This window comes from Buttiauxella agrestis, assembly GCF_900446255.1.
Taxonomy (GTDB): domain Bacteria; phylum Pseudomonadota; class Gammaproteobacteria; order Enterobacterales; family Enterobacteriaceae; genus Buttiauxella; species Buttiauxella agrestis.
Genome location: NZ_UIGI01000001.1, coordinates 1,176,965 through 1,202,899 on the forward strand (window position 1 = coordinate 1,176,965; position 25,935 = coordinate 1,202,899).

Below are 25,935 nucleotides of genomic sequence, written 5' to 3' on the forward strand. Positions count from 1 at the left end.
GCAGTGGCTCATTCACCCTCCTATGTCAGCCCCCGCAAGGGTTGTGCTACATAAAACTTAGAATGACGCACTCCAGGTGCCTGCCGTCCACCTTTTGATTATTGTCAGTCTTGTACTGCTTTATCATGCTCCGGGCGAAACGTTGAGTAAGGCACCGCCTGATTCCAGAACAAAGGCAGAGATTATTCTCTGCCTTTGTTGTTTCTGAACTTTAAACTCCCGCCAATCCCCGTTAGCATCGAATCATTCAGGTAGACAATGAGATGAAGCTATTGAACCAGTGGCACTTTTTCCCTCGCTCCCTACGTCAGCTTGTCATGATGGCCTTTTTGCTGGTGCTGGTTCCCTTGCTGGTGCTGGCGTGGCAAGCCTGGCAAAGTCTGAATGCCCTGAGCGACCAGGCCGCCGTCACCAATCGCACAACGCTTGTGGATGCGCGTCGCAGTGAAGCGATGACCAACGTGGCGCTGGAAATGGAACGGAGTTATCGACAGTACTGCGTGCTGGACGATACCACGCTCGCTAAGGTTTATGAGGGGCAGCGCAAACGTTACGCGCAAATGCTCGAAGCCCACGCTGGCGTCCTGCCGGACAATCATCTTTATCAAACATTGCGCCAGTCGCTCAACGACCTCGCTGAAATTCAATGCAAAAACAGTGGGCCAGATTCTGCTGCCGCGGCACACCTTGAAACCTTCGCCACGGCTAATGCTGAAATGGTGCAAGCGACACGCGCGGTGGTGTTCTCTCGTGGGCAGCAACTCCAGCAAGAAATCGCCGAACGCGGACAGTTCTTCGGCTGGCAGGCGCTGGTGCTGTTTTTGTTAAGCGTCGCGCTGGTGATTATCTTCACACGCATGATTATCGGCCCGGTTAAAGGCATTGAACGGATGATCAACTTGCTGGGCGAAGGGCATTCGTTGGGCAACGCGGTACTGTTTAAAGGGCCGCGCGAATTGCGCTCGGTGGGGCAGCGAATTGTCTGGTTAAGCGAACGTCTGTCCTGGCTTGAATCTCAGCGTCATGAGTTTTTACGCCATATCTCACATGAGTTAAAAACTCCCCTCGCCAGTATGCGCGAAGGCACTGAACTGCTGGCAGACCAGGTCGTTGGGCCGCTAACCAACGACCAAAAAGAGGTGGTCGAAATCCTCGATAACAGCAGTCGTCACTTGCAAAAATTGATTGAACAATTGCTGGATTACAACCGCAAACTGGCGGACGTTCCGGTCGAACTTGAGAAAGTTGAATTGGCACCGTTAGTGGATGTGATTATTGCCGCTCACAGTTTGCCAGCACGGGCTAAAATGATGCGTACCGTATGTGATTTTATCCCGGAGCCTGTCCTCGCCGAACCCATGCTGCTCATGAGCGTATTGGATAATCTCTATTCCAATGCGGTGCACTATGGGTCTGAATCCGGTACCATTTATTTACGTAGCACGCAGGTGGGGAACACTCTTCACATTGATGTCGGTAATACGGGTGATCCTATTCCGCCTGCGGAGCGAGAGATGATTTTTGAACCTTTTTATCAGGGAAGTCACCAGCGCAAAGGTGCGGTTAAAGGGAGTGGCCTGGGCCTGAGTATCGCCCAGGATTGTATCCGTCGCATGCATGGCGAATTGCATCTGATTGACGATGAAACGGCAGATGTCTGCTTCCGAATTGAGTTGCCTGTTTTTCCCGAGAACAAATAAAAAATGAAAGTGACTATTTTTCGCCCTTTGTCAGCATTGCTCCTGCCCTTATTGCTGGCGAGTTGTGTGCAAAACGCAGCGCCCAAAGACGTAAAACATCCGCCGGTGGCAGAAGAGCCGGAACAACAGCTAGCGGATTACCTATCGACAGATTGTGAAGATATCTGGCAAAACCAGAGCCACGACTCGATGAGCAACCCGCTGTACTGGCTGCGGGCGATGGACTGCGCCGAACGTTTAGCGCCTGCACAGGCGCGAGCGGAAGCACGTCGCTGGCCGTCCGATAGCTGGCGCGATACCTTCAAGCGAGGCATTTTGCTGGCGAATGCCAAAATCTCCCCCACCGAGCGCCGTCGTTACATGGTTAAGCTCGATGCGATGACAGCTGAAGTCCCTTCGCAAATGCGTTCATTGTTCCAGGTCTGGCGTGATGGGCAGGCATCTTTGCTGGCACTTTCTGACGAACGCACGCGCTACAGTAAATTGCAGCAATCCTCAGACAGCGAGCTGGACACGCTGCGTGAGCAGCAACAACGGCTCAGAAGCCAGTTAAGTTTGACCACCCGAAAACTGGAAAACTTAACCGACATCGAGCGCCAGCTTTCCAGCCGTAAACCTGCCAGCACAGAATTGCCGGACAACACCAAACCCGCGCAGGAGGCGAAACCATGACGCAACGTAAACCCGCCAGATTACTGCTGGTCGATGACGATCCGGGCTTGCTGAAACTTCTCGGTATGCGCCTGACGAGCGAAGGTTACACCGTCTCGACCGCCGAAAGCGGTGCCGAAGGGTTGCGTCTGCTTGGTCGTGAAAAAATCGACTTGGTGATCAGTGATTTGCGGATGGACGAAATGGACGGTATGGCGCTGTTCGCTGAAATCCAGAAAGTGTATCCGGGCATGCCGGTGATCATTTTGACCGCTCACGGCTCGATTCCTGACGCCGTCGCGGCAACGCAACAGGGCGTGTTTAGTTTCCTGACTAAGCCTGTCGATAAAGACGCGCTTTATAAAGCCATTGACGATGCGCTGGTGCACTCGGTCATCGCCGGAGACGACATGTGGCGCGATACCATCGTCACTCGAAGCCCCGCGATGCTGCGTTTGCTGGAGCAGGCGCGCATGGTTGCGCAGTCGGACGTCAGTGTGTTGATTAACGGGCAAAGTGGCACCGGCAAAGAGATTCTGGCGCAGGCCATTCATAACGCCAGCCCGCGCAGCAAAAAAGCATTTATCGCCATTAACTGCGGCGCGCTGCCGGAACAGCTACTGGAATCCGAGCTTTTTGGTCATGCCCGTGGTGCGTTTACCGGTGCGGTCAGCAGCAGGGAAGGGTTATTCCAGGCCGCAGAAGGCGGAACGTTATTCCTCGATGAAATTGGCGACATGCCAATTCCTTTGCAGGTCAAATTGTTACGTGTTTTGCAGGAGCGCAAAGTGCGCCCGTTGGGCAGCAACCGCGACCTGGATATCAACGTGCGTATTCTCTCGGCTACTCACCGTGATTTACCTAAAGCGATGGAGCGCGGCGAGTTTCGTGAAGACTTATTTTACCGTCTGAACGTGGTGAGCCTGAAAATTCCAGCGTTGCAAGAGCGTGCAGAAGATGTGCCGTTGCTGGCAAACCATTTGTTACGTCAGTCCGCCGACAGGCATAAACCGTTTGTGCGCAGCTTCTCAACCGATGCCATGAAGCGGCTGATGGCGGCAAGCTGGCCGGGCAACGTGCGCCAGTTGGTCAACGTGATTGAACAATGTGTAGCGTTGACGTCCGCTCCGGTTATCAGCGATGCGCTGGTGCATCAGGCGCTGGAAGGTGAGAACACCGCGCTGCCGACGTTTGTCGAAGCGCGTAATCAGTTTGAGCTGAATTACCTGCGCAAACTGTTGCAAATGACCAAAGGAAATGTGACTCAGGCGGCGCGTGTTGCGGGGCGTAACCGTACCGAATTCTACAAATTACTCTCACGGCATGAGCTCGATGCCAATGACTTTAAAGAGTAGTCTGTGGTAAGTTTGGGCTATCGATGAAGTGCGGGATGACAGAGAAAACTATGAAAAAAATTGATGCGATTATTAAACCGTTCAAGCTGGATGACGTTCGCGAAGCGCTGGCAGAAGTTGGCATCACTGGCATGACGGTCACAGAAGTTAAAGGTTTTGGTCGTCAGAAAGGGCATACCGAACTGTACCGTGGCGCTGAGTACATGGTGGATTTCCTGCCGAAAGTGAAAATTGAAATTGTCGTCACCGACGATATCGTTGATACCTGCGTGGATACCATCATCCGCACCGCGCAAACCGGCAAAATCGGCGATGGTAAAATCTTTGTCTTCGATGTAGCTCGCGTGGTGCGTATCCGTACTGGCGAAGAAGACGACGCCGCGATTTAATTTTTCCCCCTCACCCCGGCCCTCTCCCCAAAGGGGCGAGGGGGAAAGAAAATCCCCTCTCCTGTGGGAGAGGGCTAGGGTGAGGGCATGTTTTCGGCTGAAAAATTACATCACTTTATGCGGGCCAAAACACTCATAGTGAATTCGGCTCTGCTCAACGCCCAACTTCACTAATTGCTCCGCTGCAAAACGCATAAAGCTCACCGGCCCGCACAGATAAAACTGCATATCTGGTGCACTGATTTTGCTCTCAAGAGCGACTAAATCCATCAAACCTTCGCTATCAAACTTCGCCTGAGCGCGGCAGTTTTCTCTCGGTTGGCGATACCACACGTGGTTTTCAAAACGTGGCAATTGCGCACCCAGCAGAGTCACTTCATCGGCAAACGCGTGCACGTCGCTATGGTCTGCCGCGTGGAACCAGTTCACCTGGGCTGCATGCTGAGTTTTTGCCAGTGTATCCAACATTGCCAACATCGGCGTCTGGCCAACGCCTGCGGAAATCAGCGTAACCGGAGTTTGTGCGTTCACGTCCATAAAGAAATCACCGGCAGGCGCAGCCAGATGCACTTCATCACCTACTTGTGCGTGGTTATGCAACCAGCTTGAAACCTGACCCAAATCTTCACGCTTCACTGCAATGCGATAGCTTTTGCCATCGGCTTTACGAGTCAGTGAATACTGGCGAATTTCTTGATGCGGGAAACCTTCTGGTTTCAACCACACACCGAGGTATTGGCCAGGCTGATAATCGGCAACGGATTTGCCATCGACAGGCTCAAACTCAAAGCTGGTAATCAATGTGCTTTGCGGCTCTTTTGCCACAATACGGAACGCGCGAGTGCCTTCCCAACCGCCATTTTTCGCTGCATTGTCCTGATAGATTTCCGCTTCACGATTGATAAACACGCCCGCCAACACACCATACGCTTTGCCCCAGGCATCCAGCACTTCCTCGCCCGGGCTGAACATTTCATCCAGCGTAGCCAAAAGATGGCCGCCGACAATATCGTACTGCTCAGGTTTGATCTGGAAGCTGGTGTGCTTCTGGGCAATTTTTTCTACCGCAGGCAACAGCACCGCCAGATTTTCAATATTGGTCGCGTACGCGCAGATAGCATTGAACAGCGCTTCACGCTGATCGCCGTTGCGCTGGTTGCTCATATTAAAGATTTCTTTCAGCTCAGGGTTATGGCTGAACATACGTTCGTAAAAGTGTGCGGTAAGTTTTGGACCGGTCGCGGCAAGCAGGGGAATGGTGGATTTCACAACAGCGATGGTTTGGGCATCAAGCATGGTATAGCTCCATTTTCTGACATTAAAATCTAATGATGTATTTTAAATGCATCTTATAAAACTCTTCACCAAAAAAAAAGCACTACATTGTAAATGGATACTGACTGAGTCGATTCGGCTCACAGAACATGAAATTCCTGCAAGTTGATGATGAATTAATATCCGTTGAAATAAGCGATGACTTTTGCCTTCAAACCCTTGCAGGACGCCAAGCCAATCGTTTGCGTAAAAACCTATGTCAAGACCTATCACGCAACACTGTTTCGGTTTACACTGTTGCCCGTTGTATTTAAGGCGGCCAAAAAGCTGTTCAAATATTTACTGTTAGCTGAGTCTGGAGATGCGAATGTTAAAACGTGAAATGAACATTGCCGATTATGATGCCCAACTGTGGCAGGCTATGGAGCAAGAAAAAGTACGTCAGGAAGAGCACATTGAACTGATCGCCTCCGAAAACTACACCAGCCCGCGCGTAATGCAGGCTCAGGGTTCTCAGTTAACCAACAAATACGCAGAAGGCTACCCAGGCAAGCGTTACTACGGCGGCTGTGAATATGTCGACGTGGTTGAGCAACTGGCTATCGACCGTGCAAAAGAGCTGTTCGGCGCTGATTACGCTAACGTACAGCCGCACTCCGGTTCACAGGCTAACTTTGCGGTATACACCACTTTGCTGGAACCAGGCGATACCGTTCTGGGTATGAACCTGGCACACGGCGGCCACCTGACACACGGTTCCCCGGTAAACTTCTCCGGCAAGCTGTACAACATCGTTCCTTACGGCATCGATGAAACTGGTCACATTGATTACGCAGATCTGGAAAAACAAGCCAAAGAACACAAACCGAAAATGATCATCGGTGGTTTCTCTGCTTATTCCGGCGTCGTTGACTGGGCAAAAATGCGTGAAATCGCTGACATGGTCGATGCGAAGCTGTTCGTCGATATGGCGCACGTTGCAGGCCTGATTGCGGCTGGCGTTTACCCGAACCCGGTTCCACATGCTCACGTTGTGACGACCACAACGCACAAAACGTTGGCAGGTCCACGCGGTGGTTTAATCCTCGCGAAAGGTGGCAGCGAAGAGCTGTACAAGAAACTGAACTCCGCGGTATTCCCAGGCGCGCAGGGCGGCCCACTGATGCACGTCATCGCGGGCAAAGCTGTGGCACTGAAAGAAGCCATGGAACCTGAGTTCAAAACTTACCAGCACCAGGTTGCCAAAAACGCGAAAGCGATGGTTGCAGTGTTCCTGGAACGTGGCTACAAAGTGGTTTCTGGCGGTACTGATAACCACCTGTTCTTGCTGGACCTGGTTGATAAAAACCTGACCGGTAAAGAAGCTGATGCAGCGCTGGGCCGTGCAAACATCACCGTGAACAAAAACAGCGTGCCAAACGATCCTAAGAGCCCGTTTGTGACTTCCGGTATCCGTATCGGTACGCCTGCGGTGACGCGCCGTGGCTTCACTGAAGCTGACGTCCGTGAACTGGCTGGCTGGATGTGTGATGTGTTGGATAGCATCAACGACGAAGCGGTTATCGAGCGCACTAAGCAGAAAGTTCTCGATATCTGCGCACGCTTACCGGTGTACGCATAATCTGTTGAAGACCCCGGCTCGCCGGGGTTTTTTTATGCCCAAATCACACCTGATTCAACGACTCTTCAGCGTACAAATAACCCACTCCCATCACCTGTTGCGGTCGACTCAACTGCCCGAAACTGATTTGTGTCGCATTTGCCTTGAGTGAATCGCCATGGTCAAACGGATTAAATCCAATTTGCTTGTCGATGGTCGCAAGCCAGCTTTCGCCAAACCCGCAGCTTCTGCCATAAAACAAAATCTGATTGATATTCAAAATATTGAGGAAGTTGTACAGGCTTAACCCAATGGCGTTAGCCGAACTTTCTACCCAACGGCAAACGTATTCATTACCTTCATGCCAGGCGGTAATTAACTGTGTTGAAGTAATAGATTCCGGGTCGAGCTTTGGCGAAATGGGTTGTGATTTTAGCCAGATGCGCGCCTGCTTTTTTAACGCCGTCAACGAGGCCACAGTTTCCAGGCAGCCATAACGTCCACAGTCACACGCCATGCCGTCGGGGTTCACAATCGTGTGGCCGATTTGCCCGCTGCCGTACAGGCTCCCGCGATAAATTTGCCCGTTAATCACAAATGAAGAACCGATACCGTAATCGACGTTTATCACACAGAAATCCTGGCGATTCGCCGGATTCTGCCATTTCTCTGCCAGTGCCAGCATCACGCAGTCGTTATCCACCCTGACGGTTACGCCGAGCTTTTCTTCCAGAAGATATTTGATTTCTACCGGTTCACGCCACGGCGCTTGCGGCATGGTTTGCGACACTCCCGTCACCGGATCGACTTGCCCGTGGATCCCGAGCGCCAGGTTAATTTTCTTTTTCGGCCAGCATTTACGTTGCGTGCGCCAGATATTCTCGATAGCGGCGAGTAGCGCCTGTGGCGTAGCAGCATTAACCTGAATCCGTTCAAACTCCCCCTGCGGTGAAAGCTGTGCATCGCACAGCTGGCTTTCAATGCTGGTAGGGGTGACATTCATGCAAAGAATGAAATCGCCATCGGGCGGGATCTGGTAACTGCCGCTGTTGATACCACGGTTACTCAGATTTTCGCTGGAATGGCTCAGTTTTCCATCCTGCACCAACTCTTCAAGAATTTTGCTCACTGCGGGAATCGACAGCCCGGTGTACTGCGAAAACTGCGATTTACTGAGCCGCTTATGCTGCCACACCAGTTTCATCAACGTCTGGCGATTGAGTTGCCGCACGCGTTGGTTGTTCAGCCCTGAGTCATACATTTCACTAAACTCCGTTAACTTTATTGTGTGAGCATTAAGCATTCTAAGGCGCAATGAGTTCTCTACACTGCAAACATAACGTATTTCACTGTTGTTTGTTTACTGGAGAATCGAAATGTACGGAGCCGTTAACGTCTGGCAAGAGACGATTGCGTTACCCACATGGACGACCGGTGCAGAAGACCCGAATCCGATGTTCCTCGAAAGCCGTGTTTACCAGGGTTCATCCGGTGCGGTGTATCCCTACGGCGTGATTGACACCCTGAGCGGCCAGCGCGAAATGCGTGATTACAACGCCGTCTGGATAGAAAACGATTTTATCCGCGTGATGCTGCTACCAGAACTGGGGGGCCGTATTCACCGTGCTTATGACAAAGTGATGGAGCGCGATTTCGTTTACTACAACGAAGTGGTGAAACCGGCGCTGGTGGGATTGGTCGGGCCGTGGATTTCCGGCGGTATCGAATTTAACTGGCCGCAGCACCATCGCCCAACCACTTTTATGCCTGTCGATGTGACTTTCCAGAAGCATGACAACGGCGCACAAACTGTCTGGTTGGGTGAAGTGGAGCCGATGCGCGGCCTGCAAGTCATGACCGGGTTTACGCTCTACCCGGAAAAAGCGCTGATTGAAATCACCGGCAAAGTATTCAACGGCAACGCCACGCCGCGCCATTTCCTGTGGTGGGCGAATCCGGCAGTCAAAGGCGGCGACGATCACCAAAGCGTATTCCCCCCTGATGTCACCGCGGTATTCGATCACGGCAAACGTGATGTTTCCGCCTTCCCGATTGCCCACGGCACTTACTACAAAGTCGACTATTCCGCAGGCGTGGATATCTCGCGCTACAAAAACATTCCGGTGCCAACGTCCTATATGGCGGATAAATCAGATTACGATTTTGTCGGCGCTTACCATCACGGCGAGCAGGGTGGTTTGCTGCATATTGCCGATCACCATGTTTCACCGGGCAAGAAGCAATGGACGTGGGGAAACTGTGATTTCGGCCAGGCGTGGGATCGCAATCTGACGGATGAAAACGGTCCCTATATCGAGCTGATGACAGGCGTATTCACCGATAACCAACCGGATTTCACCTGGATTGCGCCTTACGAAGAAAAAATCTTCGTGCAGAATTTCCTGCCATACAGCCAATTGGGCACGCTGCAAAACGCTAACACTCAGGCGGCGGTGAAACTTGAGCGCCATAACGGTGAACTGCACCTCGGACTCTACGCCATCGCGCCGTTGCCAGACGTTACGTTAGAAATTGAATCAGCGGGTAGAACATTGTGGAAAGCCAGGCTTTCCCTGCAACCCGCACAGGCGTGGCAGGAAGCTATCAGCGACAGCTGGCCACAGCGCCTGACGCTGAATCTGCGTGATGCGCAGGGCAAACTTATTCTCAGCTACTGCGAACACGTTCCAGAAGATCTACCGCTGCCGCAGCCTGCCAGTGTTCCGGCAAAACCACAGGACATCACCCATTGCGACGAGCTGTATTTCATCGGCCAGCATCTGGAGCAATATCTGCACGCCAGTCGCTCGGCGTTTGACTATTACCAACGTGCGCTGGCTCTGGACCCGGAGGATTACCGCTGTAACGTGGCATTAGGTCAGCTTGAGCTGAACCGGGGTAACTGGGCGCTTGCCGAACAGTACGCCGACGCCGCGCTGAAACGCGCGCATCGTCTGAACAAAAACCCGCAAAACGGTGATGCCAGCATGTTGCGTGGGGCGGCAAAAGAGAGGCAGGACGACTGCGCCGGGGCGTTTGACGATTATTTTAAAGCGAGCTGGAGTGGCAATTGCCGTGATGCCGCATTTTACGCGCTTGCTCGCCTGGCGCTGCGCAAAGATGAAGCCGCGCAGGCGCTGGCATTTGTGAATCAAAGCCTGAAATTTAACGCCAGCAATAACCTGGCAATGGGGCTGAAAGCGCTGGCGCTTCATCAAACCGGCGCGTCACAAAAAGCACTGGGCTGGGTTGCGCAGCAGCTTGAAGAATACCCGCTCAGTTACGTTCTGCATTATGCCCGCTGGGTGATTACGCAAAGTGAAACTGACCGTGCTGAACTGCTGCGCGTGACCGGTAAACGCGGCGTGAATGCCAGTGTTCTCGCGGGTTGGCTGGTGAGTCTGGGCCATGAAGCGCAGGCCCGGCAATTGCTGAGTGTGATGGATTCACAAGAAGCGATGCCGCTGTTGTGGCGTGCGGCACTGGAAACTGACCATGCCCAGCAACATGCTTTTGTGCAGCAGGCGCAGGACAATTTTGCCCGCAAAGTTCGCTTCCCGAACACGCTGGACGAAGTACAAATGCTGCAACGTCTGCCGCATGATGGCTTCGCGCAATATCTGTTGGGATGTTTCTGGTACAGCAAACGTCGTTATGACGACGCGGTGGCCTGCTGGCAATTCGCCGCTGAACAGCTCCCTGAATTTGCTGCGGTTCAGCGGGTGTTGGGCATTCACGCCTGGAATAAAAAACACAATGCCGAACTGGCGGAACAGTATCTGCAACGCGCGGTTGCGCTGGAGCCGGGTAACGCCCGCTTCCTGTTTGAACTGGATTACCTGCAAAAACTCACCGGTCGCTCTACCGAACAACGCCTGGCGCATCTTGCGGCTCGCCGCGACGTGGTGCTTAAACGTGACGATCTGACCGCAGAATTACTCAGCCTGTGGAATATCCATGGAGAAACAGATGCCGCAGCGCAAGTTTTAGCGCAGCGTAAATTTCACCCGTGGGAGGGCGGCGAAGGCAAAGTCACCGGGCAGTATCTGATAAATCTTCAACGCAGGGCGCTGGCGTACATTGCTGATAAGCAGTTTGGAAAAGCAGAAGAGCGACTTCAGCAGGCGCTCAGTTACCCGGAAAACCTCGGCGAAGGACGCCTGGTCGGCCAGAGCGATAACGATATCTGGTATCTGCTGGGTTGGTGTGCGCAGCAAAGCCAACAACCAGAGCGTGCGCAACATTGCTACCAGCGTGCGCTGGAGGGCGGCTCCACGCTGGAAGCCGGGCGTTACTACAACGATCAGCCGGTGGATTACTTGTTCTACCAGGCCATGGCGTTGGTCCGTATTGGCGAAAAAGAGCAGGCCGAGCTGCAGTTCCGCAACTTTATAGCCTGGGCCGATGCGCACTTTAACGACCTGTCTGAACCCGATTTCTTTGCCGTCTCTCTGCCGGATTTAGTCGCGCTAGATGCTGACCGCCAGGCGGCGCATAAACAGCACTGCCTGTTTGTCGCAGCCCTGGGGCATCTTGGTTTGGGTGAGCACGCCGAATTTGAAGCAGCCTTGAAAGCCTTGCAGTCACAAAATCCGGCTCACGATAAAGCTCACTTACTGCAACTGGCCGTGCATAACGGCGTATTTTCCTGAGTGTTGAAATAACAATAAACGGCGGGAGATAACTCCCGCTCCTCTGTATCTCTACAAGATTTAAACGAGGATTAACAATGAACACTGCACAGACACAATTACGCATGGGGTATGTCTGGACTATCTGTCTGGTGGCCGCCTGCGGAGGTTTGCTGTTTGGATATGACTGGGTGGTAATTGGTGGAGCGAAACCGTTCTACGAAGCCTACTTCTCGATAACCGACCCTGCGCAATCTGGCTGGGCGATGAGTTCCGCGCTGGTCGGCTGTATTTTTGGGGCATTAATTTCCGGCTGGTGCGCAGACCGGTTCGGGCGCAAAATGCCACTGATTATGTCGGCGATTTTGTTCACCGCCTCGGCCTGGGGCACAGCCATGGCCAGCAACTTCGACATGTTTGTGGTGTTTCGCATCGTCGGCGGGGTAGGGATTGGCCTCGCATCAGCACTCAGTCCAATGTATATCGCGGAAGTCAGCCCGGCTGAAAAACGCGGCAAATTTGTTGCCATCAACCAGTTAACGATTGTGATTGGCGTACTGGCAGCACAGCTTATCAACCTGGTGATTGCAGAACCGGTTGGCAGCGCGGCAACGATGCAGCAAATCACCGAAAGCTGGAACGGGCAGGTCGGCTGGCGCTGGATGTTTGGCGCTGAACTGGTTCCTGCGCTGGCATTTTTAGTGCTGATGTTCTTTGTACCGGAATCGCCACGCTGGCTGGCGCGTGCCGGTAAAAACGAACGCGCTCATCAGATGCTTAAACGTATCGGTAATCAAAAATATGCCGACGACACGTTGAACGATATTCTTCAAACGCTGAACAACGACACGCAAAAAGTCTCATGGAGTGCGTTGTGGCAGCCGCAAGTGAAGCCAATTATTATCATTGGTATGGTGTTGGCTGTGTTCCAGCAGTGGTGCGGCATTAACGTGATATTTAACTACGCGCAGGAAATATTTGCCTCCGCAGGCTTTGATATCAACAGCACGCTGAAATCCATTGTTGCGACAGGTTTGATTAACCTTATCTTCACCCTTGCAGCGCTGCCGCTGGTGGATAAAATCGGCCGCCGCAAACTGATGCTGTTTGGTGCCGCCGGTCTGACTATCATCTATGCGCTAATCGGTGCGGCTTACGGGCTGGGCATTATGGGACTGCCGGTGTTGATTTTGGTCCTGGCGGCGATTGCGATTTACGCCCTGACGCTGGCCCCCGTGACCTGGGTTCTGCTGTCTGAGATTTTCCCAAACCGTGTGCGTGGCCTGGCGATGTCTTTGGGAACACTGGCGCTGTGGGTCGCCTGTTTCTTACTGACGTATACCTTCCCGTTATTGAACGCAAGTCTCGGCGCGGCGGGCAGCTTCCTGCTCTACGGTGTGATTTGTGCGGCAGGCTTTATCTATGTGCGCCGTTATGTGCCTGAAACGAAAGGTGTGAGTCTGGAAGCGCTGGAAAAACGTATGGCAGACCAATACGGTGCGGCGGCGAAAGCGCGTGCCGAAAGAACGGCGCATTAAGATATGGAAACGCTGTTACTTGAAAATGAACATTTATGTTTAACCGTCGCCCCGCAAGGGGCGGCAATTCGGAGCCTGGAGTCGCTCACACATCAACAGCCGATACTTCACCCCGGCGATAAAGCGCTGTTCCCGATGTTGCCGCTGGCCAACCGCGTTGCCGGGAATCGTTTTCCGCTACACGGCGAGATAATCGAATTGCCAAAAAGTCCGGTGGATGAGCAATTCTTTCTACATGGCGATGGCTGGCTGAAAGCCTGGGAAGTTGAAAAGCATGATTCTTTGAATCTCGTACTGACAATGGAAAGCCAGCACGACTGCGGATTTGATTATCAGGCTCGGCTGGCTTATCGACTGGAAGGGGCGCGGTTTATCGCCGAGTTGGAATTATCCCATCGGGGAACTAAGCCGATGGTTTATGGCCTGGGCTTCCATCCCTTTTTCCATCTCAAGCCATCCACACGCGTGCAGTTTGGCGCAACAGGTTTTTGGCCGGAAGGAGAGAACCACTTGCCGTTGGCATGGCAGGGTGAACTGACCGCGCAAACCGATTTCCTGCAACCGAAAACGCCGGATAATCAGTGGTTGAACATCGGCTATTCCGGCTGGAATGGCAGAGCGTTAATCGAAAACGACGAAATGCGTGTTCAACTGCGTTGCGCCACGCCGTATTTGATGGTTTTCCGCATGGAAGATGCACCGTTTATTTGCCTCGAACCACAAACTCATCCGGTGAACGCACATAATATGGCGGGGCAACCGGGTTTGGTGTTGTTGCAAAACGAGCAATCAACGGCGATTAAAATGGAGATTACGGTTTTGTCTCGTGATGATAAAACTCCGTAATTATTACGTGTTATTAGTCTGTTAATGAATGCTTGCAAGCCAGCCAACGCTCGGACACACTAACGCCTCCAAAACGGGAGGGATCATGGTTTTGCATTCAACGCGCTGGCTGGCGCTCAGTTATTTTACCTACTTCTTTAGCTACGGGATTTTCTTACCTTTCTGGAGCGTCTGGCTCGCTGGAGTAGGCCTGCCACCTGAAACCATCGGGTTATTATTAGGGGCTGGTTTAATCGCCCGTTTCCTCGGCAGCTTGCTGCTTGCTCCTCGTGTTACCGACCCCTCCCGACTTGTCTTTGCCCTCAGAATCCTCGCCTTACTCACATTACTTTTTGCCATCGCTTTTTGGTTCGGGCAAACCTCCGCCTGGCTATTGATTGTCATGGTCGGTTTTAACCTGTTCTTCTCGCCACTCGTGCCGCTGACTGACGCACTGGCTGGTACCTGGCAGCGACAAATCACCATGGATTACGGCCGAGTTCGCCTGTGGGGATCGCTGGCGTTTGTTATTGGCTCTGCCATGACGGGTAAACTGGTGAGTTTGTTTAGCTACCAGGCGATTCTGGTGCTGCTGAGTATCGGCGTCGCGTCGATGTTAATCGGCATGATGTTGCGTCCATCGGTGATGCCGCAGGGCGAAGCGAGACACAACGAAGGCGCGGGCTGGCAGGCGTGGAAGAAGCTGGTGCTTGGTTCATGGCGTTTTCTCGCATGCGTGACGTTGTTGCAAGGAGCACACGCGGCGTACTACGGATTCAGCGCAATTTACTGGCAGGGCGCGGGGTATTCCGCCTCGGTTGTTGGATATTTGTGGTCGCTGGGTGTGGTGGCAGAAATCGTGATTTTTGCGCTGAGCAACAAGCTGTTCCGCAACTGGAGCGCGCGTGATTTGCTGCTGCTTTCTGGCGTGACGGGGATTTTGCGCTGGAGCCTGATGGCGTACACCACCGATCTTCCGTGGCTGATTGCGGCGCAAATCCTGCATTGCGGCAGTTTCACCGTGTGCCACCTTGCGGCGATGCGCTATATCTCAGCGCGTGAAGGCAACGAAGTGATTCGCTTGCAGGCGGTCTATTCTGCGGTGGCGATGGGCGGCGGTATTGCGATTATGACCATGTTCTCCGGCTATCTTTACCAGCATATGCAGGGTGGGGTGTTCTGGATTATGGCATTGGTCGCCGTTCCGGCGTTGTTGATTCGCCCACGCCCTATCGCGTATTGCGTTAACACTCAATAATTTTACGAATTTGCTGCTGCTGGTGTTCGCCCAGCGGCAGCTCCACGTGAATGAGCGGCGGAGAGTAAAGCGGCAAGGTAGTGGAATAGGGTGAAATGACCAGCACCACTTCTTTTGGCGCTCCCTCTTTTTGATAGCTGTGAATCGTCAAATGTTTGATATTGAGCGGCAGCAGCGTGAGCTCACGTAGCTGTTGTTCAATAGTTTGCTCAAGCTCTAAATTATTGCCTGTCAGGAGTAATACTTGTTTCTCGTGCAGATCGTTTTCCTGCATCAACCACGCGCCGAAAATTACCGCGACCAAACCCACTTCTTCATCAGAAAAACGCATCTCAAAATGGCTTTCAAAATCGCTAAACGCTTCACGCGTGGTGCGCATCAGACGCGGATATAAACGCGTGATTTCTTCCGGCAGGCTGTTATCAATCCCGATCCCGAACTGGCAGCGGTCCAGCGCCTGAGCGAGATGAATATAGAGCTGATCGCTCAGTCCCTGTTCATCGCTAAACGACATTCCTGCTTGTTCACGAAACTGCGCAATCATGGTGGCAATCGCGCCGCGCAGGCGTAAATCTTGCTCATGGTTATCACGAATCGGATCGGGCATTCGCAGGAGCTGGAATAGCAACGCGAGGAATAGCTGCTCGTTTTCATTGGCGGTTTGCAACACTCGCCGCTTCCAGTGGCGGGCAATCTCAAGGGCTGCCAGGTATTCCGGGCGAATTTGCGTCCAGGCTCGCTGCTGCTCGGTGAATTCAGGAATAATTCCCGCATGATGCTGGTGCAGACAATACTGCAAAAACAGCGTCAAAAACTGCACGTCACGGGAATCAAATTGCCGCTGCAAACGTCGTGCGCACAGGCTTATCAGCGCCTGGAGGTTTTTTTCGTCATACAGCGCAGTCAGGATGCCCTGTTGTTTAAGTTGGGTTTTTAGTGCCGGAGTAAAATGCTGCTGCACAAAGTGCGGACTTAGACGTAAAGCACGACGCAGCCAGTGCAATAAGCACAAGCGTCTATTCAGAGGCGTGCCCTCAATCCGGTAGCTGCCGTCCTGTTGCGTGATGAGGCTCAGCCGGTGATAGCGCTGGATTTCATCGCCGGTGTCGGCTATATCTTGCAGGGCTTTGGCGTCATCGACCCCGTTGAGTCTGGCTAAGATCTCTGGGGTGACGGTTTGGCCCGGTAAGTAAAGCAACAAAAGCAGGTGGCAGCGACGCTGCGGACTGGAGAGTACAGATGGTGTTGGGGAAAGCAGTGTCATCATCCGCATAACCAAGTCAAAGTTAATTATTGCTAAGAGTAGCTAAAGCTTTTGCCGTACAGCGCAGGATTTGAGCTTTTTAATTACGGAATTCTGACTGGCTCACAGAATTTTAATCTTGAGAGAATAATGAGCAGGAAAATGTGTAACAGAATTGCGCTTTTTGCCTTGAGTACGGCGCTTTTTAGCCCGATGGCTTTGGCACACCCGCACAGCTTCATTACCCTGGTCACGACCGTAATCGCTGAAAATGACCAGCTCACCGGCCTGAAAATGCAGTGGACGATGGATGAAATTACTTCAGCCGATCTACTGTATGACGCAGGTAATGCAAAGCCGGATTCACCTGTGTGGAAGAAGCTGGCGGCTGAAGTGATGGCGAATGTTCTGGGGCAACACTACTTCACTGAGTTCTGGCATAACGGCCAAAAGGTGACGTTTGATAATTTGCCGCCGCAGTATGGACTCGCACGGGTTGGGCATCAGGCGGTGCTGACCTTCATTTTACCGTTGGCGCATCCGCAGCCGCTAAAAGGCCAAACCTATCAGTTCGCCACCTTCGACCCGACCTATTTTGTTGATATGAGTTACGACCATAATAGCGATGCCAAACTGCCGGAAACATTAGCCAAACAATGCAAAATCTCAGTGAAAACGCCGAAGCCGACGGAAGACATGCAGGCGTTTGCACTCTCTTTAGATAAAGCTGATGCGCCGCCCGAAGATATGGAACTGGGTAAACAATTTGCTCAACAGGTGATCGTGCAATGTCAGTAATGCCTTCGACCAAACCGCAATCCCGCCGTTGGCTCCATATGTGGCCGCTGGCGTTTTTCCTTATTGTCTGCGCCGCTGCATTTTACAGCCTCTGGCATTACTGGCCGCAAATCATCCTCAATAGCGCGATGTGGCAGAAATCCATTAACCAACAGATGAGTGGGCTTTTGCGCGAGGTAGCCGAAAACCCGGCGCGCGCCGGTTGGTCTTTGCTGTCATTTAGTTTTGTCTACGGCGTGCTTCACGCGTTAGGACCAGGGCATGGAAAAGTGGTGATCACCACCTGGCTTGCCACGCACCCGTCGCGCCTGAAAAGCAGCCTCAAGCTGACATTTGCCGCTTCCTTATTACAAGGACTGGTGGCGATTGGTTTGGTGACGTTGGTGCTGGGAATTCTGGCGCTCCCTTCGCGGCAATTGCATATGAGCAGTTTCTGGCTGGAGAAGGGCAGTTATTTGCTGGTGGGGATTTTAGGCTTGATGTTATGTGGCCGGGCTGTGGGCAAATTGCGCCGCATACTGCGTAAACCCGTGCGCTTTACTTCTTTTACACCGCACCACGTTCACCATGAAAAATGCGGCTGCGGTCATCAGCATTTGCCGACTGAACAACAGCTTGATGCCGGAGAAGACTGGCGCGCCCGGGCGATGATTGTGTTATCGATGGGAATGCGCCCCTGCTCCGGAGCCATTATGGTGCTGTTGTTCAGCAAAGTGATCGGCGTGTATACGTGGGGAATTGCGTCGGCGTTGACGATGGCGGCAGGGACATCGCTCACTATTTCTGGCCTGGCATTATTGGTACACAGTTTCCGCAAGCTGGCGGTTCGCTTAAGCGGTAATAAAGCACCGGTTTTGTGGCGACAAGTGGCCTGGGCAACACTGGCGTTTGCAGGTGGGGGGATTTTGGTTTTAGCAGCGGGGGTAATGTGGCTGAGTGCTCAACCAGTCATGCGTGGGATACGGCCTTTGTGATGTAATGCCTTCCCGGAAGGGAAGGCATTATCAGAGATTAACGCTTCAGCGCTTCACTCAATTCATCACGCATAGCTGCCAGCATCGCTTTAACAACACGCGCATTCCCTGCAACGATATTGCCGCTGGTCAGGTAGTTGTGGCCGCCGGTGAAATCACACACCAGGCTACCGGATTCACGAGCAATCAGTTCACCTGCTGCGAAATCCCATGGCTTCAGGCCTATCTCGAAGAAACCGTCAACGCGGCCTGCCGCAACGTATGCCAGATCCAGCGCAGCAGAACCGGTGCGACGGAAGTCAGCACACTGCGTGAACAGTTTGGTCACGATGTTCATATAAGGAGTCGCGTGTTGCTTGTGCTTGAACGGGAAGCCCGTTGCCAGAATGGTACCGTCGAGGTCGCGTGCATTGCTGCCGCGCAGACGATAACCGTTCAGCTGTGCGCCTTGACCACGAACGGCTGTGAACAGCTCATTACGCATTGGGTCATAAACAACAGCAACTTCGGTGCGGCCCTTAACACGGACAGCGATAGAGACAGAGAAGTGTGGCAAACGTTTGATGAAGTTAGAAGTGCCATCCAGAGGATCGATAACCCATTGCACATCCTGCTCGGTACCCGCCAGTTCGCCTGATTCTTCAGCGATAATGGTGTGTTGCGGGTAGGATTTGCGGATAATTTCGATAATCAGACGCTCGGCGTCTTTATCTACGTTAGTCACAAAATCGTTGCTGCCTTTCTGGCTCGCTTCTACAGCGTCAGGGGTTTCGTAGTTCTTGGCAATTAAATTGCCCGCCTTGCGCGCAGCGCGCACGGCGATGGTGAGCATCGGATGCATCGGTCTCTCTCTGGATGTTAAAGAACGGGAAAACGCGGCGGAGTATAGCAGAGCGTTCGGAATATGTCCCAGGGTTATGATAGGATATCGCGATAATCTTTTCAGGCAATGAGTCTAGAATGCTGCAAAACGTACGTATAGTGCTGGTTGAAACCTCCCACACCGGCAACATGGGGTCTGTCGCTCGAGCCATGAAAACCATGGGGCTGACAAATCTTTGGTTGGTAAATCCGTTGGTTAAACCTGATTCTCAGGCTATTGCGCTCGCCGCAGGTGCCAGTGATGTTATCGGTGAGGCCAAAATTGTCGATACGCTGGATGAAGCGTTGGCAGGTTGCAGCCTGGTCGTGGGTACCAGTGCGCGTTCACGCACATTACCGTGGCCGATGCTCGATCCGCGCGAATGCGGTCTAAAGACCATTTCTGAAGCGCAAGATGCGCCAGTGGCGATTGTGTTTGGCCGTGAACGTGTTGGTTTGACCAATGACGAATTGCAGAAATGCCATTACCACGTCGCGATTCAGGCAAATCCAGAATACAGCTCGCTGAACCTGGCGATGGCCGTGCAAATCCTCGCTTATGAAGTGAGAATTGCCTGGCTTGCTACGCAAGAAGAAGGCAAAGAAGCGGCAGTGGTTGAAGACCAGACTCAGTATCCGTCGGCTGACGATCTCGAGCGTTTTTATGTTCACCTGGAGCAAGTCTTGCTGAAAACCGGCTTTATTCGCACCAGTCATCCGGGGCAGATTATGAGCAAATTACGCCGCTTATATAACCGCGCACGCCCGGAAACTCAGGAACTTAACATCCTGCGCGGTATGCTTTCTTCTATTGATAACGAGAAAAAACACGGCAAATAATACTTGAGTAATTTACTAGGTTAAATAGTTGACCAATTTACTCAGGAATGTCAGACTTGCGGCCTGCTATGTGACAATCACATTTATAAAAAACCCCCGGTTCGAGGGGCGATTAGAGGTTAAGTAAGACATGAGACTGACATCCAAAGGACGTTATGCCGTGACCGCAATGCTTGACGTTGCGTTGAACTCCGAATCAGGCCCAGTGCCACTGGCTGATATTTCTGAACGTCAGGGAATCTCTCTCTCCTATCTGGAGCAGTTATTCTCCCGTCTGCGTAAAAATGGCCTCGTTGCCAGCGTTCGTGGTCCTGGCGGCGGTTATCTGTTGGGTAAAGAAGCAAGCGCCATCGCGGTTGGTGAAGTCATTAGCGCAGTAGATGAATCTGTTGATGCCACGCGTTGTGCGGGTAAAGGTGGTTGTCAGGGCGGCGATAAATGCCTGACTCACGCGCTGTGGCGCGACCTGAGCGACCGTCTGACCGGTTTTTTAAATAACATCACCTTGGGTGAACTGGTCAATAACCAGGAAGTGTTGGATGTTTCTGGTCGCCAGCACAATGAAAACCATCGCAGTACGCGCTCCCAAGACGCGATCGACGTCAAACTGCGCGCATAATTTACCCGTCATATTTCGGGTCGCAACTGCGTTGGCCGCACTTGTTCACTCCAGTCACTTACTTGATGTAAGCTCCTGGGGACTCTCAAGTTTGCCGCCTTGCTGCAACACGAACTATTTAGGGTAAAGATAAAATAGAATTTTAGAATCAGCCATTTCCTTTGAAAATGGCAATTCCCAAAATACCTGGAGCTACATCAAGGCGGCAAGTGAACGAATCCCGGTGAGCTTACTAAAGTAAGTGATTCGGGTGAGTAAGCGTAGCCAACGCCGAGGTAGTTTCAGGTATGAAGGGGATTTCGTATTGAAGTGATGTACGGAGCTTAGAGCAATGAAATTACCGATTTATCTCGACTACTCTGCGACTACGCCGGTTGATCCGCGTGTTGCGCAGAAAATGATGCAGTGTTTGACTATGGACGGAACCTTCGGTAACCCGGCTTCTCGTTCCCACCGTTTCGGTTGGCAGGCGGAAGAAGCAGTAGATATCGCCCGTAACCAAATCGCTGAACTGGTTGGTGCAGACCCGCGTGAAATCGTCTTTACCTCCGGCGCAACTGAATCAGACAACCTCGCTATTAAAGGTGCGGCTAACTTCTATCAGAAGAAAGGCAAGCACATCATCACCGTAAAAACTGAACACAAAGCCGTGCTGGACACCTGTCGTCAGCTTGAGCGTGAAGGTTTTGAAGTGACTTACCTGGCACCGCAGAGCAACGGTATCGTTGACCTGAACGTGCTGGAAGCGGCAATGCGTGACGACACCATTCTGGTTTCTATCATGCACGTGAATAACGAAATCGGCGTGGTGCAGGATATCGCGGCAATCGGCGAATTATGCCGTGCGCGTGGCATTATCTATCACGTGGATGCGACTCAGAGCGTAGGCAAATTGCCTATCGACTTGAGCAACCTCAAAGTTGACCTGATGTCTTTCTCTGGTCACAAAATCTATGGCCCGAAAGGGATCGGCGCACTGTACGTTCGTCGTAAACCACGTATTCGTATCGAAGCTCAGGTACACGGCGGTGGTCACGAGCGCGGCATGCGTTCTGGTACTCTGCCTGTTCACCAGATTGTTGGCATGGGCGAAGCTTACCGTATCGCGAAAGAAGAGATGGAAACAGAAATGTCCCGTCTGCGCGGTCTGCGTAACCGTCTGTGGAACGGCGTGAAAGATATGGAAGAAGTGTATCTGAACGGCGACCTGGAAAATGGCGTTCCAACGATTCTCAACGTGAGCTTTAACTACGTTGAAGGTGAGTCGCTGATTATGGCACTGAAAGACCTCGCGGTTTCTTCCGGCTCTGCCTGTACATCAGCAAGCCTCGAGCCATCCTACGTGCTGCGCGCACTGGGTATGACCGACGAACTGGCTCACAGCTCTATCCGTTTCTCTTTGGGTCGTTTTACTACTGAAGAAGAGATCGACTACACCATCGAACTGGTACGTAAGTCCATTGGCCGTCTGCGCGACCTTTCTCCACTGTGGGAAATGTTCAAACAGGGCGTGGATATTAATTCCATCGAATGGGCTCATCACTAATCGCTCTTTTCGAGCGTCGATATCGGATTCAGGAGAATTAAAAATGGCTTACAGCGAAAAAGTAATCGATCACTACGAAAACCCACGCAACGTTGGTTCTTTTGATAACAGCGATGACAGCGTAGGTTCAGGCATGGTGGGTGCACCAGCCTGTGGCGACGTGATGAAGTTGCAGATCAAAGTCAACAATGAAGGTATTATTGAAGACGCTCGCTTCAAAACCTACGGCTGTGGCTCTGCCATTGCTTCCAGCTCGCTGGTGACCGAATGGGTCAAAGGTAAATCTCTGGATGAAGCGCAGGCCATCAAAAACACCGACATCGCAGAAGAACTCGAACTGCCGCCGGTGAAGATTCACTGCTCAATCCTTGCAGAAGACGCTATCAAAGCGGCCATTGCGGATTATAAAAGCAAACGTGAAGCTAAATAATTATTGTTGAGTAGAGGTTGTTGTATGTCGATTACCCTTAGCGACAGTGCTGCCGCACGCGTGAATGCCTTCTTGTCCAATCGCGGTAAAGGTTTTGGACTGCGTTTAGGCGTTCGTACTTCTGGCTGTTCTGGCATGGCTTATGTTCTTGAGTTTGTTGACGAGCCGATGGCAGAAGACACCGTGTTTGAAGACAAAGGCGTGAAAGTGGTCGTCGATGGTAAAAGCCTGCAATTTTTAGACGGCACCGAGCTGGACTTCGTCAAAGAAGGTCTTAACGAAGGGTTTAAATTTACTAACCCGAACGTGAAAGATGAGTGCGGTTGCGGCGAAAGCTTCCACGTCTGATGCTCGCCACTTCCCCCACGTAACGTACCGTTATGTGGGGGTATATCAGGTAACCCCCCCGAGTCTGTTATGGATTACTTCACCCTCTTTGGATTACCAGTAGGCTTCGCCCTTAACACCGAGTTGCTGGCTAAACGTTACCAGGAGCTGCAACGCCAGTTCCACCCTGACAAATACACCAGCCGCCCTCAGGCGGAACAACTGCTGGCGGTCCAACAATCTGCGACCATCAACCAGGCATGGCAAACGCTGCGTCATCCGCTGCCGCGTGCCGAGTACATCCTCTCCCTCAACGGTTTTGATCTGGCTAACGAGCAGCATACCGTGCGCGATACCGCGTTTTTGATGGAGCAACTCGAATTACGTGAAGAGCTTGATAATATCGAGCACGCCAAAGATAGCGACCGCCTGGAATCCTTCAGTGCCAACGTCAATGCGATGGTGAAAACCCGCATGGCGCAAATGGTGCAGCAGCTGGATAATCAGGACTGGACGCAAGCGGCGGATACTGTGCGTAAACTTCGTTTTCTCGATAAACTGCGCAGCCAAATAGAACAACTCGAAGAAAAGCTGCTCGATTTTTAACTGGAAGCTCAATATGGCGTTATTACAAATTAGTGAGCCGGGCCTGAGTGCGGCACCGCATCAGCGCAAGCTGGCGGCGGGTATCGATTTAGGCACCACAAATTCACTGGTTGCAACTGTTCGTAGCGGGCAAGCTGAAACGCTGCCTGACCATGATGGCCGTCATCTGCTGCCTTCTGTGGTGCACTATCAGCAACAAGGCCTGAATGTGGGCTGGGACGCGCGTGCGCAAGCCGCAACCGATCCGGCAAACACCATCAGCTCCGTAAAGCGTCTGATGGGCCGATCTCTTGCCGATATCCAGACGCGTTACCCGCATCTGCCTTACTCGCTCAAAGCGAGTGAAAATGGCCTGCCGATGATCGACACCCCGGCGGGTCTGCTGAACCCTATTCGTATCTCATCCGACATTTTAAAAGCCCTTTCCGCACGTGCGACCGAAGCACTGGAAGGCCAGCTTGATGGCGTGGTGATCACCGTTCCTGCTTATTTCGATGATGCGCAGCGTCAGGGTACCAAAGACGCGGCGCGTCTGGCCGGCCTGCATGTTCTGCGCCTGCTCAATGAACCGACCGCAGCGGCTATCGCCTACGGCCTGGACTCGGGCAAAGAAGGCGTTATCGCCGTTTACGATTTGGGCGGAGGTACTTTCGATATCTCCATTCTGCGCTTAAGCCGTGGCGTGTTTGAAGTGCTGGCAACTGGCGGTGATTCTGCACTCGGTGGCGATGACTTCGACCACCTGTTAGCCGACTGGCTGCGTGAGCAAGCCGGTGTGGCTGACCGTAGCGACGACCGCGTGCAGCGCCAGTTACTGGATGCCGCAATTGCCGCGAAAATCGCCCTGAGCGATGCCGAAACGGCAACCGTAGAAGTGGCTGGCTGGACGGGCACTGTGACCCGCGAGCAGTTCAACGAACTGATTGCAGCCCTGGTTAAACGGACATTGCTGGCTTGTCGCCGTGTGCTGAAAGACGCAGGTGTCGAAGCCGATGAAGTGCTGGAAGTGGTGATGGTCGGCGGTTCTACTCGGGTGCCATTAGTGCGCGAACGTGTGGGCGAATTCTTTGGCCGCACGCCGCTGACATCTATCGACCCGGATAAAGTTGTTGCTATTGGCGCCGCTATTCAGGCGGATATTCTGGTGGGCAACAAGCCTGACAGCGAAATGCTGCTGCTTGATGTGATCCCGCTGTCGCTTGGCCTTGAAACCATGGGCGGCCTGGTTGAGAAAGTCATTCCGCGTAACACCACTATTCCGGTAGCGCGTGCGCAAGACTTCACGACCTTTAAAGACGGCCAAACGGCAATGTCGATTCACGTGATGCAGGGCGAACGTGAACTGGTGCAGGATTGCCGTTCGCTGGCACGTTTTGCACTGCGCGGTATTCCGGCAATGCCTGCAGGTGGGGCGCATATTCGCGTGACCTTCCAGGTTGATGCTGACGGCTTACTGAGCGTCACCGCGATGGAGAAATCCACCGGCGTTGAAGCCTCCATCCAGGTGAAACCGTCTTATGGCCTGAGCGATGGCGAAATCGCCACCATGATTCAGGACTCCATGAGTTATGCCGAGCATGACGTGAAAGCGCGCATGCTGGCTGAGCAAAAAGTTGACGCTGCCCGCGTGCTGGAAAGCCTGCAAGGCGCGTTAGCGACTGATGCCGCGCTGTTAAGTGCGGCAGAGCGTGCGGAAATTGACTCAGCGATGGTGGCGTTAAGCGCCGCAGCTGCGGGCGATGACACCGATGCTATTGAACAAGCCATTAAAAACGTAGACAAACAAACACAGGATTTCGCCGCACGTCGTATGGATGAATCAATCCGTAAGGCGCTGAAAGGCCACTCCGTGGACGAGGTTTAACATGCCAAAGATTGTTTTTCTGCCTCATCAGGATTTGTGTCCAGATGGCGCAGTTTTGGAAGCGAATGTCGGTGAAACTATTCTTGATGTTGCCCTGCGCAACGGTATCGAGATTGAACACGCCTGTGAAAAATCCTGTGCCTGCACCACTTGCCACTGTGTGGTGCGTGAAGGTTTCGACTCCCTTGCTGAAAGCACGGAAGACGAAGACGACATGCTGGATAAAGCCTGGGGTCTGGAACCTGAAAGCCGTTTAAGCTGCCAGGCACGTGTAACGGATGAAGATCTGGTGGTTGAAATGCCACGTTACACCATCAACCACGCGCGTGAGCACTGACAGGAGTCGCTTATGGGACTGAAATGGACCGACAGCCGCGAAATTGGTGAAGCTCTGTACGACAGCCGCCCGGATCTTGATCCTAAAACGGTACGTTTTACCGATCTGCATCAGTGGATCTGCGATCTGGAAGATTTTGATGACGATCCAAGCGCATCCAATGAAAAAATTCTGGAAGCTATTCTGTTAGTCTGGTTAGATGAAGCAGAATAACAATAAGCGGGCTGCCTCTGGCGGCCCGTTTTTATATGAAGCATGAGCTGAAAAG

General features: G+C 52.6%; 24 protein-coding genes. 20 read left to right on the forward strand and 4 right to left on the reverse strand.

The features are described from left to right. The first annotated feature begins 263 nt into the window (after positions 1-263). Genes DY231_RS05615 through glnB form a run of 4 tightly spaced genes read left to right on the forward strand, consistent with a single transcriptional unit; the run spans position 264 to position 4,095 of the window. Positions 264-1,700 (forward strand): sensor histidine kinase, encoded by a 1,437-nt coding sequence (locus tag DY231_RS05615; protein WP_115627577.1) that lies wholly within the window; start codon positions 264-266, stop codon positions 1,698-1,700. A 3-nt stretch (positions 1,701-1,703) separates the two neighbouring features. After that, positions 1,704-2,372, forward strand: coding sequence for a two-component system QseEF-associated lipoprotein QseG (qseG, locus tag DY231_RS05620; protein WP_115627578.1), 669 nt, complete (start codon positions 1,704-1,706; stop codon positions 2,370-2,372). Next, positions 2,369-3,706, forward strand: coding sequence for a two-component system response regulator GlrR (glrR, locus tag DY231_RS05625; RefSeq protein ID WP_115627579.1), 1,338 nt, complete (start codon positions 2,369-2,371; stop codon positions 3,704-3,706). Before qseG ends, glrR begins: the two co-directional genes overlap by 4 nt. A gap of 50 nt (positions 3,707-3,756) precedes the next feature. Beyond that, positions 3,757-4,095, forward strand: a complete 339-nt coding sequence (gene glnB, locus DY231_RS05630; RefSeq protein ID WP_002438074.1) for a nitrogen regulatory protein P-II — start codon at positions 3,757-3,759, stop codon at positions 4,093-4,095. 105 nt (positions 4,096-4,200) lie between these two features. On the opposite strand, the gene hmpA is transcribed toward glnB, so the two are convergent. Continuing rightward, positions 4,201-5,391 carry an NO-inducible flavohemoprotein gene (gene hmpA / locus DY231_RS05635; RefSeq protein ID WP_115627580.1) on the reverse strand — a complete coding sequence of 397 codons (1,191 nt, stop codon included), beginning with the start codon at positions 5,389-5,391 and terminating at the stop codon, positions 4,201-4,203. A gap of 346 nt (positions 5,392-5,737) precedes the next feature. On the opposite strand from hmpA, the gene glyA reads away from it, so the two are divergent. Continuing rightward, positions 5,738-6,991, forward strand: a complete 1,254-nt coding sequence (glyA, locus tag DY231_RS05645) for a serine hydroxymethyltransferase (RefSeq protein ID WP_034497731.1) — start codon at positions 5,738-5,740, stop codon at positions 6,989-6,991. Positions 6,992-7,034: 43 nt separating this feature from the next. Here glyA and DY231_RS05650 read toward each other — a convergent pair whose 3' ends face one another. Next, positions 7,035-8,231: an ROK family protein gene (locus tag DY231_RS05650; protein WP_115627581.1), complete on the reverse strand. Its 1,197-nt coding sequence runs from the start codon at positions 8,229-8,231 to the stop codon at positions 7,035-7,037. A 115-nt stretch (positions 8,232-8,346) separates the two neighbouring features. On the opposite strand from DY231_RS05650, the gene DY231_RS05655 reads away from it, so the two are divergent. The 4 genes from DY231_RS05655 to DY231_RS05670 all read left to right on the forward strand — a co-directional run bounded on the left by DY231_RS05655 (position 8,347) and on the right by DY231_RS05670 (position 15,222). Next, on the forward strand, positions 8,347-11,622 hold the full coding sequence (locus DY231_RS05655) for a DUF5107 domain-containing protein (protein ID WP_115627582.1): 3,276 nt from the start codon (positions 8,347-8,349) through the stop codon (positions 11,620-11,622). Positions 11,623-11,699: 77 nt separating this feature from the next. Further along, a complete protein-coding gene (locus DY231_RS05660) occupies positions 11,700-13,139 on the forward strand; it encodes a sugar porter family MFS transporter (RefSeq protein WP_115627583.1) in 1,440 nt (479 codons plus the stop codon). 3 nt (positions 13,140-13,142) lie between these two features. After that, on the forward strand, positions 13,143-13,985 hold the full coding sequence (locus tag DY231_RS05665; RefSeq protein WP_115627584.1) for an aldose 1-epimerase: 843 nt from the start codon (positions 13,143-13,145) through the stop codon (positions 13,983-13,985). 85 nt (positions 13,986-14,070) lie between these two features. Next, the gene (locus DY231_RS05670; protein ID WP_115627585.1) at positions 14,071-15,222 is read left to right on the forward strand and encodes a 3-phenylpropionate MFS transporter; all 1,152 of its coding nucleotides are present in this window, start codon (positions 14,071-14,073) and stop codon (positions 15,220-15,222) included. On the opposite strand, the gene csiE is transcribed toward DY231_RS05670, so the two are convergent. Continuing rightward, positions 15,209-16,489, reverse strand: coding sequence for a stationary phase inducible protein CsiE (csiE, locus tag DY231_RS05675; protein ID WP_115627586.1), 1,281 nt, complete (start codon positions 16,487-16,489; stop codon positions 15,209-15,211). The two genes, DY231_RS05670 and csiE, sit on opposite strands and share 14 nt — an antisense overlap. Positions 16,490-16,627: 138 nt before the next feature. Here csiE and DY231_RS05680 point away from each other — a divergent pair, with 138 nt between their 5' ends. Both DY231_RS05680 and DY231_RS05685 read left to right on the forward strand, forming a co-directional pair. Next, on the forward strand, positions 16,628-17,263 hold the full coding sequence (locus tag DY231_RS05680) for a DUF1007 family protein (RefSeq protein ID WP_256682642.1): 636 nt from the start codon (positions 16,628-16,630) through the stop codon (positions 17,261-17,263). After that, entirely contained in the window at positions 17,254-18,237 is a 984-nt protein-coding gene (locus DY231_RS05685) for a nickel/cobalt transporter (RefSeq protein ID WP_115627588.1), read from the forward strand. Before DY231_RS05680 ends, DY231_RS05685 begins: the two co-directional genes overlap by 10 nt. A 37-nt stretch (positions 18,238-18,274) precedes the next feature. Here DY231_RS05685 and suhB read toward each other — a convergent pair whose 3' ends face one another. Beyond that, complete coding sequence (suhB, locus tag DY231_RS05690) at positions 18,275-19,078, reverse strand: inositol-1-monophosphatase (protein ID WP_034497722.1); 804 nt, start codon at positions 19,076-19,078, stop codon at positions 18,275-18,277. Positions 19,079-19,197: 119 nt separating this feature from the next. Between suhB and trmJ the strand changes: the two genes are divergently transcribed. The 9 genes from trmJ (at position 19,198) to iscX (ending at position 25,880) form a co-directional block, all read left to right on the forward strand. After that, entirely contained in the window at positions 19,198-19,938 is a 741-nt protein-coding gene (gene trmJ / locus DY231_RS05695; protein ID WP_115627589.1) for a tRNA (cytosine(32)/uridine(32)-2'-O)-methyltransferase TrmJ, read from the forward strand. A 130-nt stretch (positions 19,939-20,068) separates the two neighbouring features. Beyond that, positions 20,069-20,557, forward strand: coding sequence for a Fe-S cluster assembly transcriptional regulator IscR (gene iscR, locus DY231_RS05700; protein WP_034497720.1), 489 nt, complete (start codon positions 20,069-20,071; stop codon positions 20,555-20,557). A gap of 331 nt (positions 20,558-20,888) precedes the next feature. After that, on the forward strand, positions 20,889-22,103 hold the full coding sequence (gene iscS / locus DY231_RS05705) for a cysteine desulfurase (protein ID WP_115627590.1): 1,215 nt from the start codon (positions 20,889-20,891) through the stop codon (positions 22,101-22,103). Positions 22,104-22,146: 43 nt separating this feature from the next. Beyond that, complete coding sequence (iscU, locus tag DY231_RS05710) at positions 22,147-22,533, forward strand: Fe-S cluster assembly scaffold IscU (protein ID WP_015703172.1); 387 nt, start codon at positions 22,147-22,149, stop codon at positions 22,531-22,533. Positions 22,534-22,557: 24 nt separating this feature from the next. Then, on the forward strand, positions 22,558-22,881 hold the full coding sequence (gene iscA, locus DY231_RS05715; protein WP_034497717.1) for an iron-sulfur cluster assembly protein IscA: 324 nt from the start codon (positions 22,558-22,560) through the stop codon (positions 22,879-22,881). A gap of 69 nt (positions 22,882-22,950) precedes the next feature. Beyond that, the gene (hscB, locus tag DY231_RS05720; RefSeq protein ID WP_034497715.1) at positions 22,951-23,466 is read left to right on the forward strand and encodes a co-chaperone HscB; all 516 of its coding nucleotides are present in this window, start codon (positions 22,951-22,953) and stop codon (positions 23,464-23,466) included. Positions 23,467-23,479: 13 nt separating this feature from the next. Beyond that, positions 23,480-25,330 (forward strand): Fe-S protein assembly chaperone HscA, encoded by a 1,851-nt coding sequence (gene hscA, locus DY231_RS05725; RefSeq protein WP_115627591.1) that lies wholly within the window; start codon positions 23,480-23,482, stop codon positions 25,328-25,330. A 1-nt stretch (position 25,331) separates the two neighbouring features. Beyond that, positions 25,332-25,667: an ISC system 2Fe-2S type ferredoxin gene (fdx, locus tag DY231_RS05730; RefSeq protein ID WP_034459208.1), complete on the forward strand. Its 336-nt coding sequence runs from the start codon at positions 25,332-25,334 to the stop codon at positions 25,665-25,667. Positions 25,668-25,679: 12 nt separating this feature from the next. Next, entirely contained in the window at positions 25,680-25,880 is a 201-nt protein-coding gene (gene iscX, locus DY231_RS05735) for a Fe-S cluster assembly protein IscX (protein WP_034497712.1), read from the forward strand. Positions 25,881-25,935 lie beyond the last annotated feature (55 nt).

Coding starts and splice junctions, on each gene's coding strand:
- DY231_RS05615 (WP_115627577.1), top strand. CDS start 264: ATGAAGCTATTGAACCAGTGGCACTTTTTCCCTCGCTCCCTACGTCAG.
- qseG (WP_115627578.1), top strand. CDS start 1,704: ATGAAAGTGACTATTTTTCGCCCTTTGTCAGCATTGCTCCTGCCCTTA.
- glrR (WP_115627579.1), top strand. CDS start 2,369: ATGACGCAACGTAAACCCGCCAGATTACTGCTGGTCGATGACGATCCG.
- glnB (WP_002438074.1), top strand. CDS start 3,757: ATGAAAAAAATTGATGCGATTATTAAACCGTTCAAGCTGGATGACGTT.
- hmpA (WP_115627580.1), bottom strand. CDS start 5,391: ATGCTTGATGCCCAAACCATCGCTGTTGTGAAATCCACCATTCCCCTG.
- glyA (WP_034497731.1), top strand. CDS start 5,738: ATGTTAAAACGTGAAATGAACATTGCCGATTATGATGCCCAACTGTGG.
- DY231_RS05650 (WP_115627581.1), bottom strand. CDS start 8,231: ATGTATGACTCAGGGCTGAACAACCAACGCGTGCGGCAACTCAATCGC.
- DY231_RS05655 (WP_115627582.1), top strand. CDS start 8,347: ATGTACGGAGCCGTTAACGTCTGGCAAGAGACGATTGCGTTACCCACA.
- DY231_RS05660 (WP_115627583.1), top strand. CDS start 11,700: ATGAACACTGCACAGACACAATTACGCATGGGGTATGTCTGGACTATC.
- DY231_RS05665 (WP_115627584.1), top strand. CDS start 13,143: ATGGAAACGCTGTTACTTGAAAATGAACATTTATGTTTAACCGTCGCC.
- DY231_RS05670 (WP_115627585.1), top strand. CDS start 14,071: ATGGTTTTGCATTCAACGCGCTGGCTGGCGCTCAGTTATTTTACCTAC.
- csiE (WP_115627586.1), bottom strand. CDS start 16,489: ATGATGACACTGCTTTCCCCAACACCATCTGTACTCTCCAGTCCGCAG.
- DY231_RS05680 (WP_256682642.1), top strand. CDS start 16,628: ATGTGTAACAGAATTGCGCTTTTTGCCTTGAGTACGGCGCTTTTTAGC.
- DY231_RS05685 (WP_115627588.1), top strand. CDS start 17,254: ATGTCAGTAATGCCTTCGACCAAACCGCAATCCCGCCGTTGGCTCCAT.
- suhB (WP_034497722.1), bottom strand. CDS start 19,078: ATGCATCCGATGCTCACCATCGCCGTGCGCGCTGCGCGCAAGGCGGGC.
- trmJ (WP_115627589.1), top strand. CDS start 19,198: ATGCTGCAAAACGTACGTATAGTGCTGGTTGAAACCTCCCACACCGGC.
- iscR (WP_034497720.1), top strand. CDS start 20,069: ATGAGACTGACATCCAAAGGACGTTATGCCGTGACCGCAATGCTTGAC.
- iscS (WP_115627590.1), top strand. CDS start 20,889: ATGAAATTACCGATTTATCTCGACTACTCTGCGACTACGCCGGTTGAT.
- iscU (WP_015703172.1), top strand. CDS start 22,147: ATGGCTTACAGCGAAAAAGTAATCGATCACTACGAAAACCCACGCAAC.
- iscA (WP_034497717.1), top strand. CDS start 22,558: ATGTCGATTACCCTTAGCGACAGTGCTGCCGCACGCGTGAATGCCTTC.
- hscB (WP_034497715.1), top strand. CDS start 22,951: ATGGATTACTTCACCCTCTTTGGATTACCAGTAGGCTTCGCCCTTAAC.
- hscA (WP_115627591.1), top strand. CDS start 23,480: ATGGCGTTATTACAAATTAGTGAGCCGGGCCTGAGTGCGGCACCGCAT.
- fdx (WP_034459208.1), top strand. CDS start 25,332: ATGCCAAAGATTGTTTTTCTGCCTCATCAGGATTTGTGTCCAGATGGC.
- iscX (WP_034497712.1), top strand. CDS start 25,680: ATGGGACTGAAATGGACCGACAGCCGCGAAATTGGTGAAGCTCTGTAC.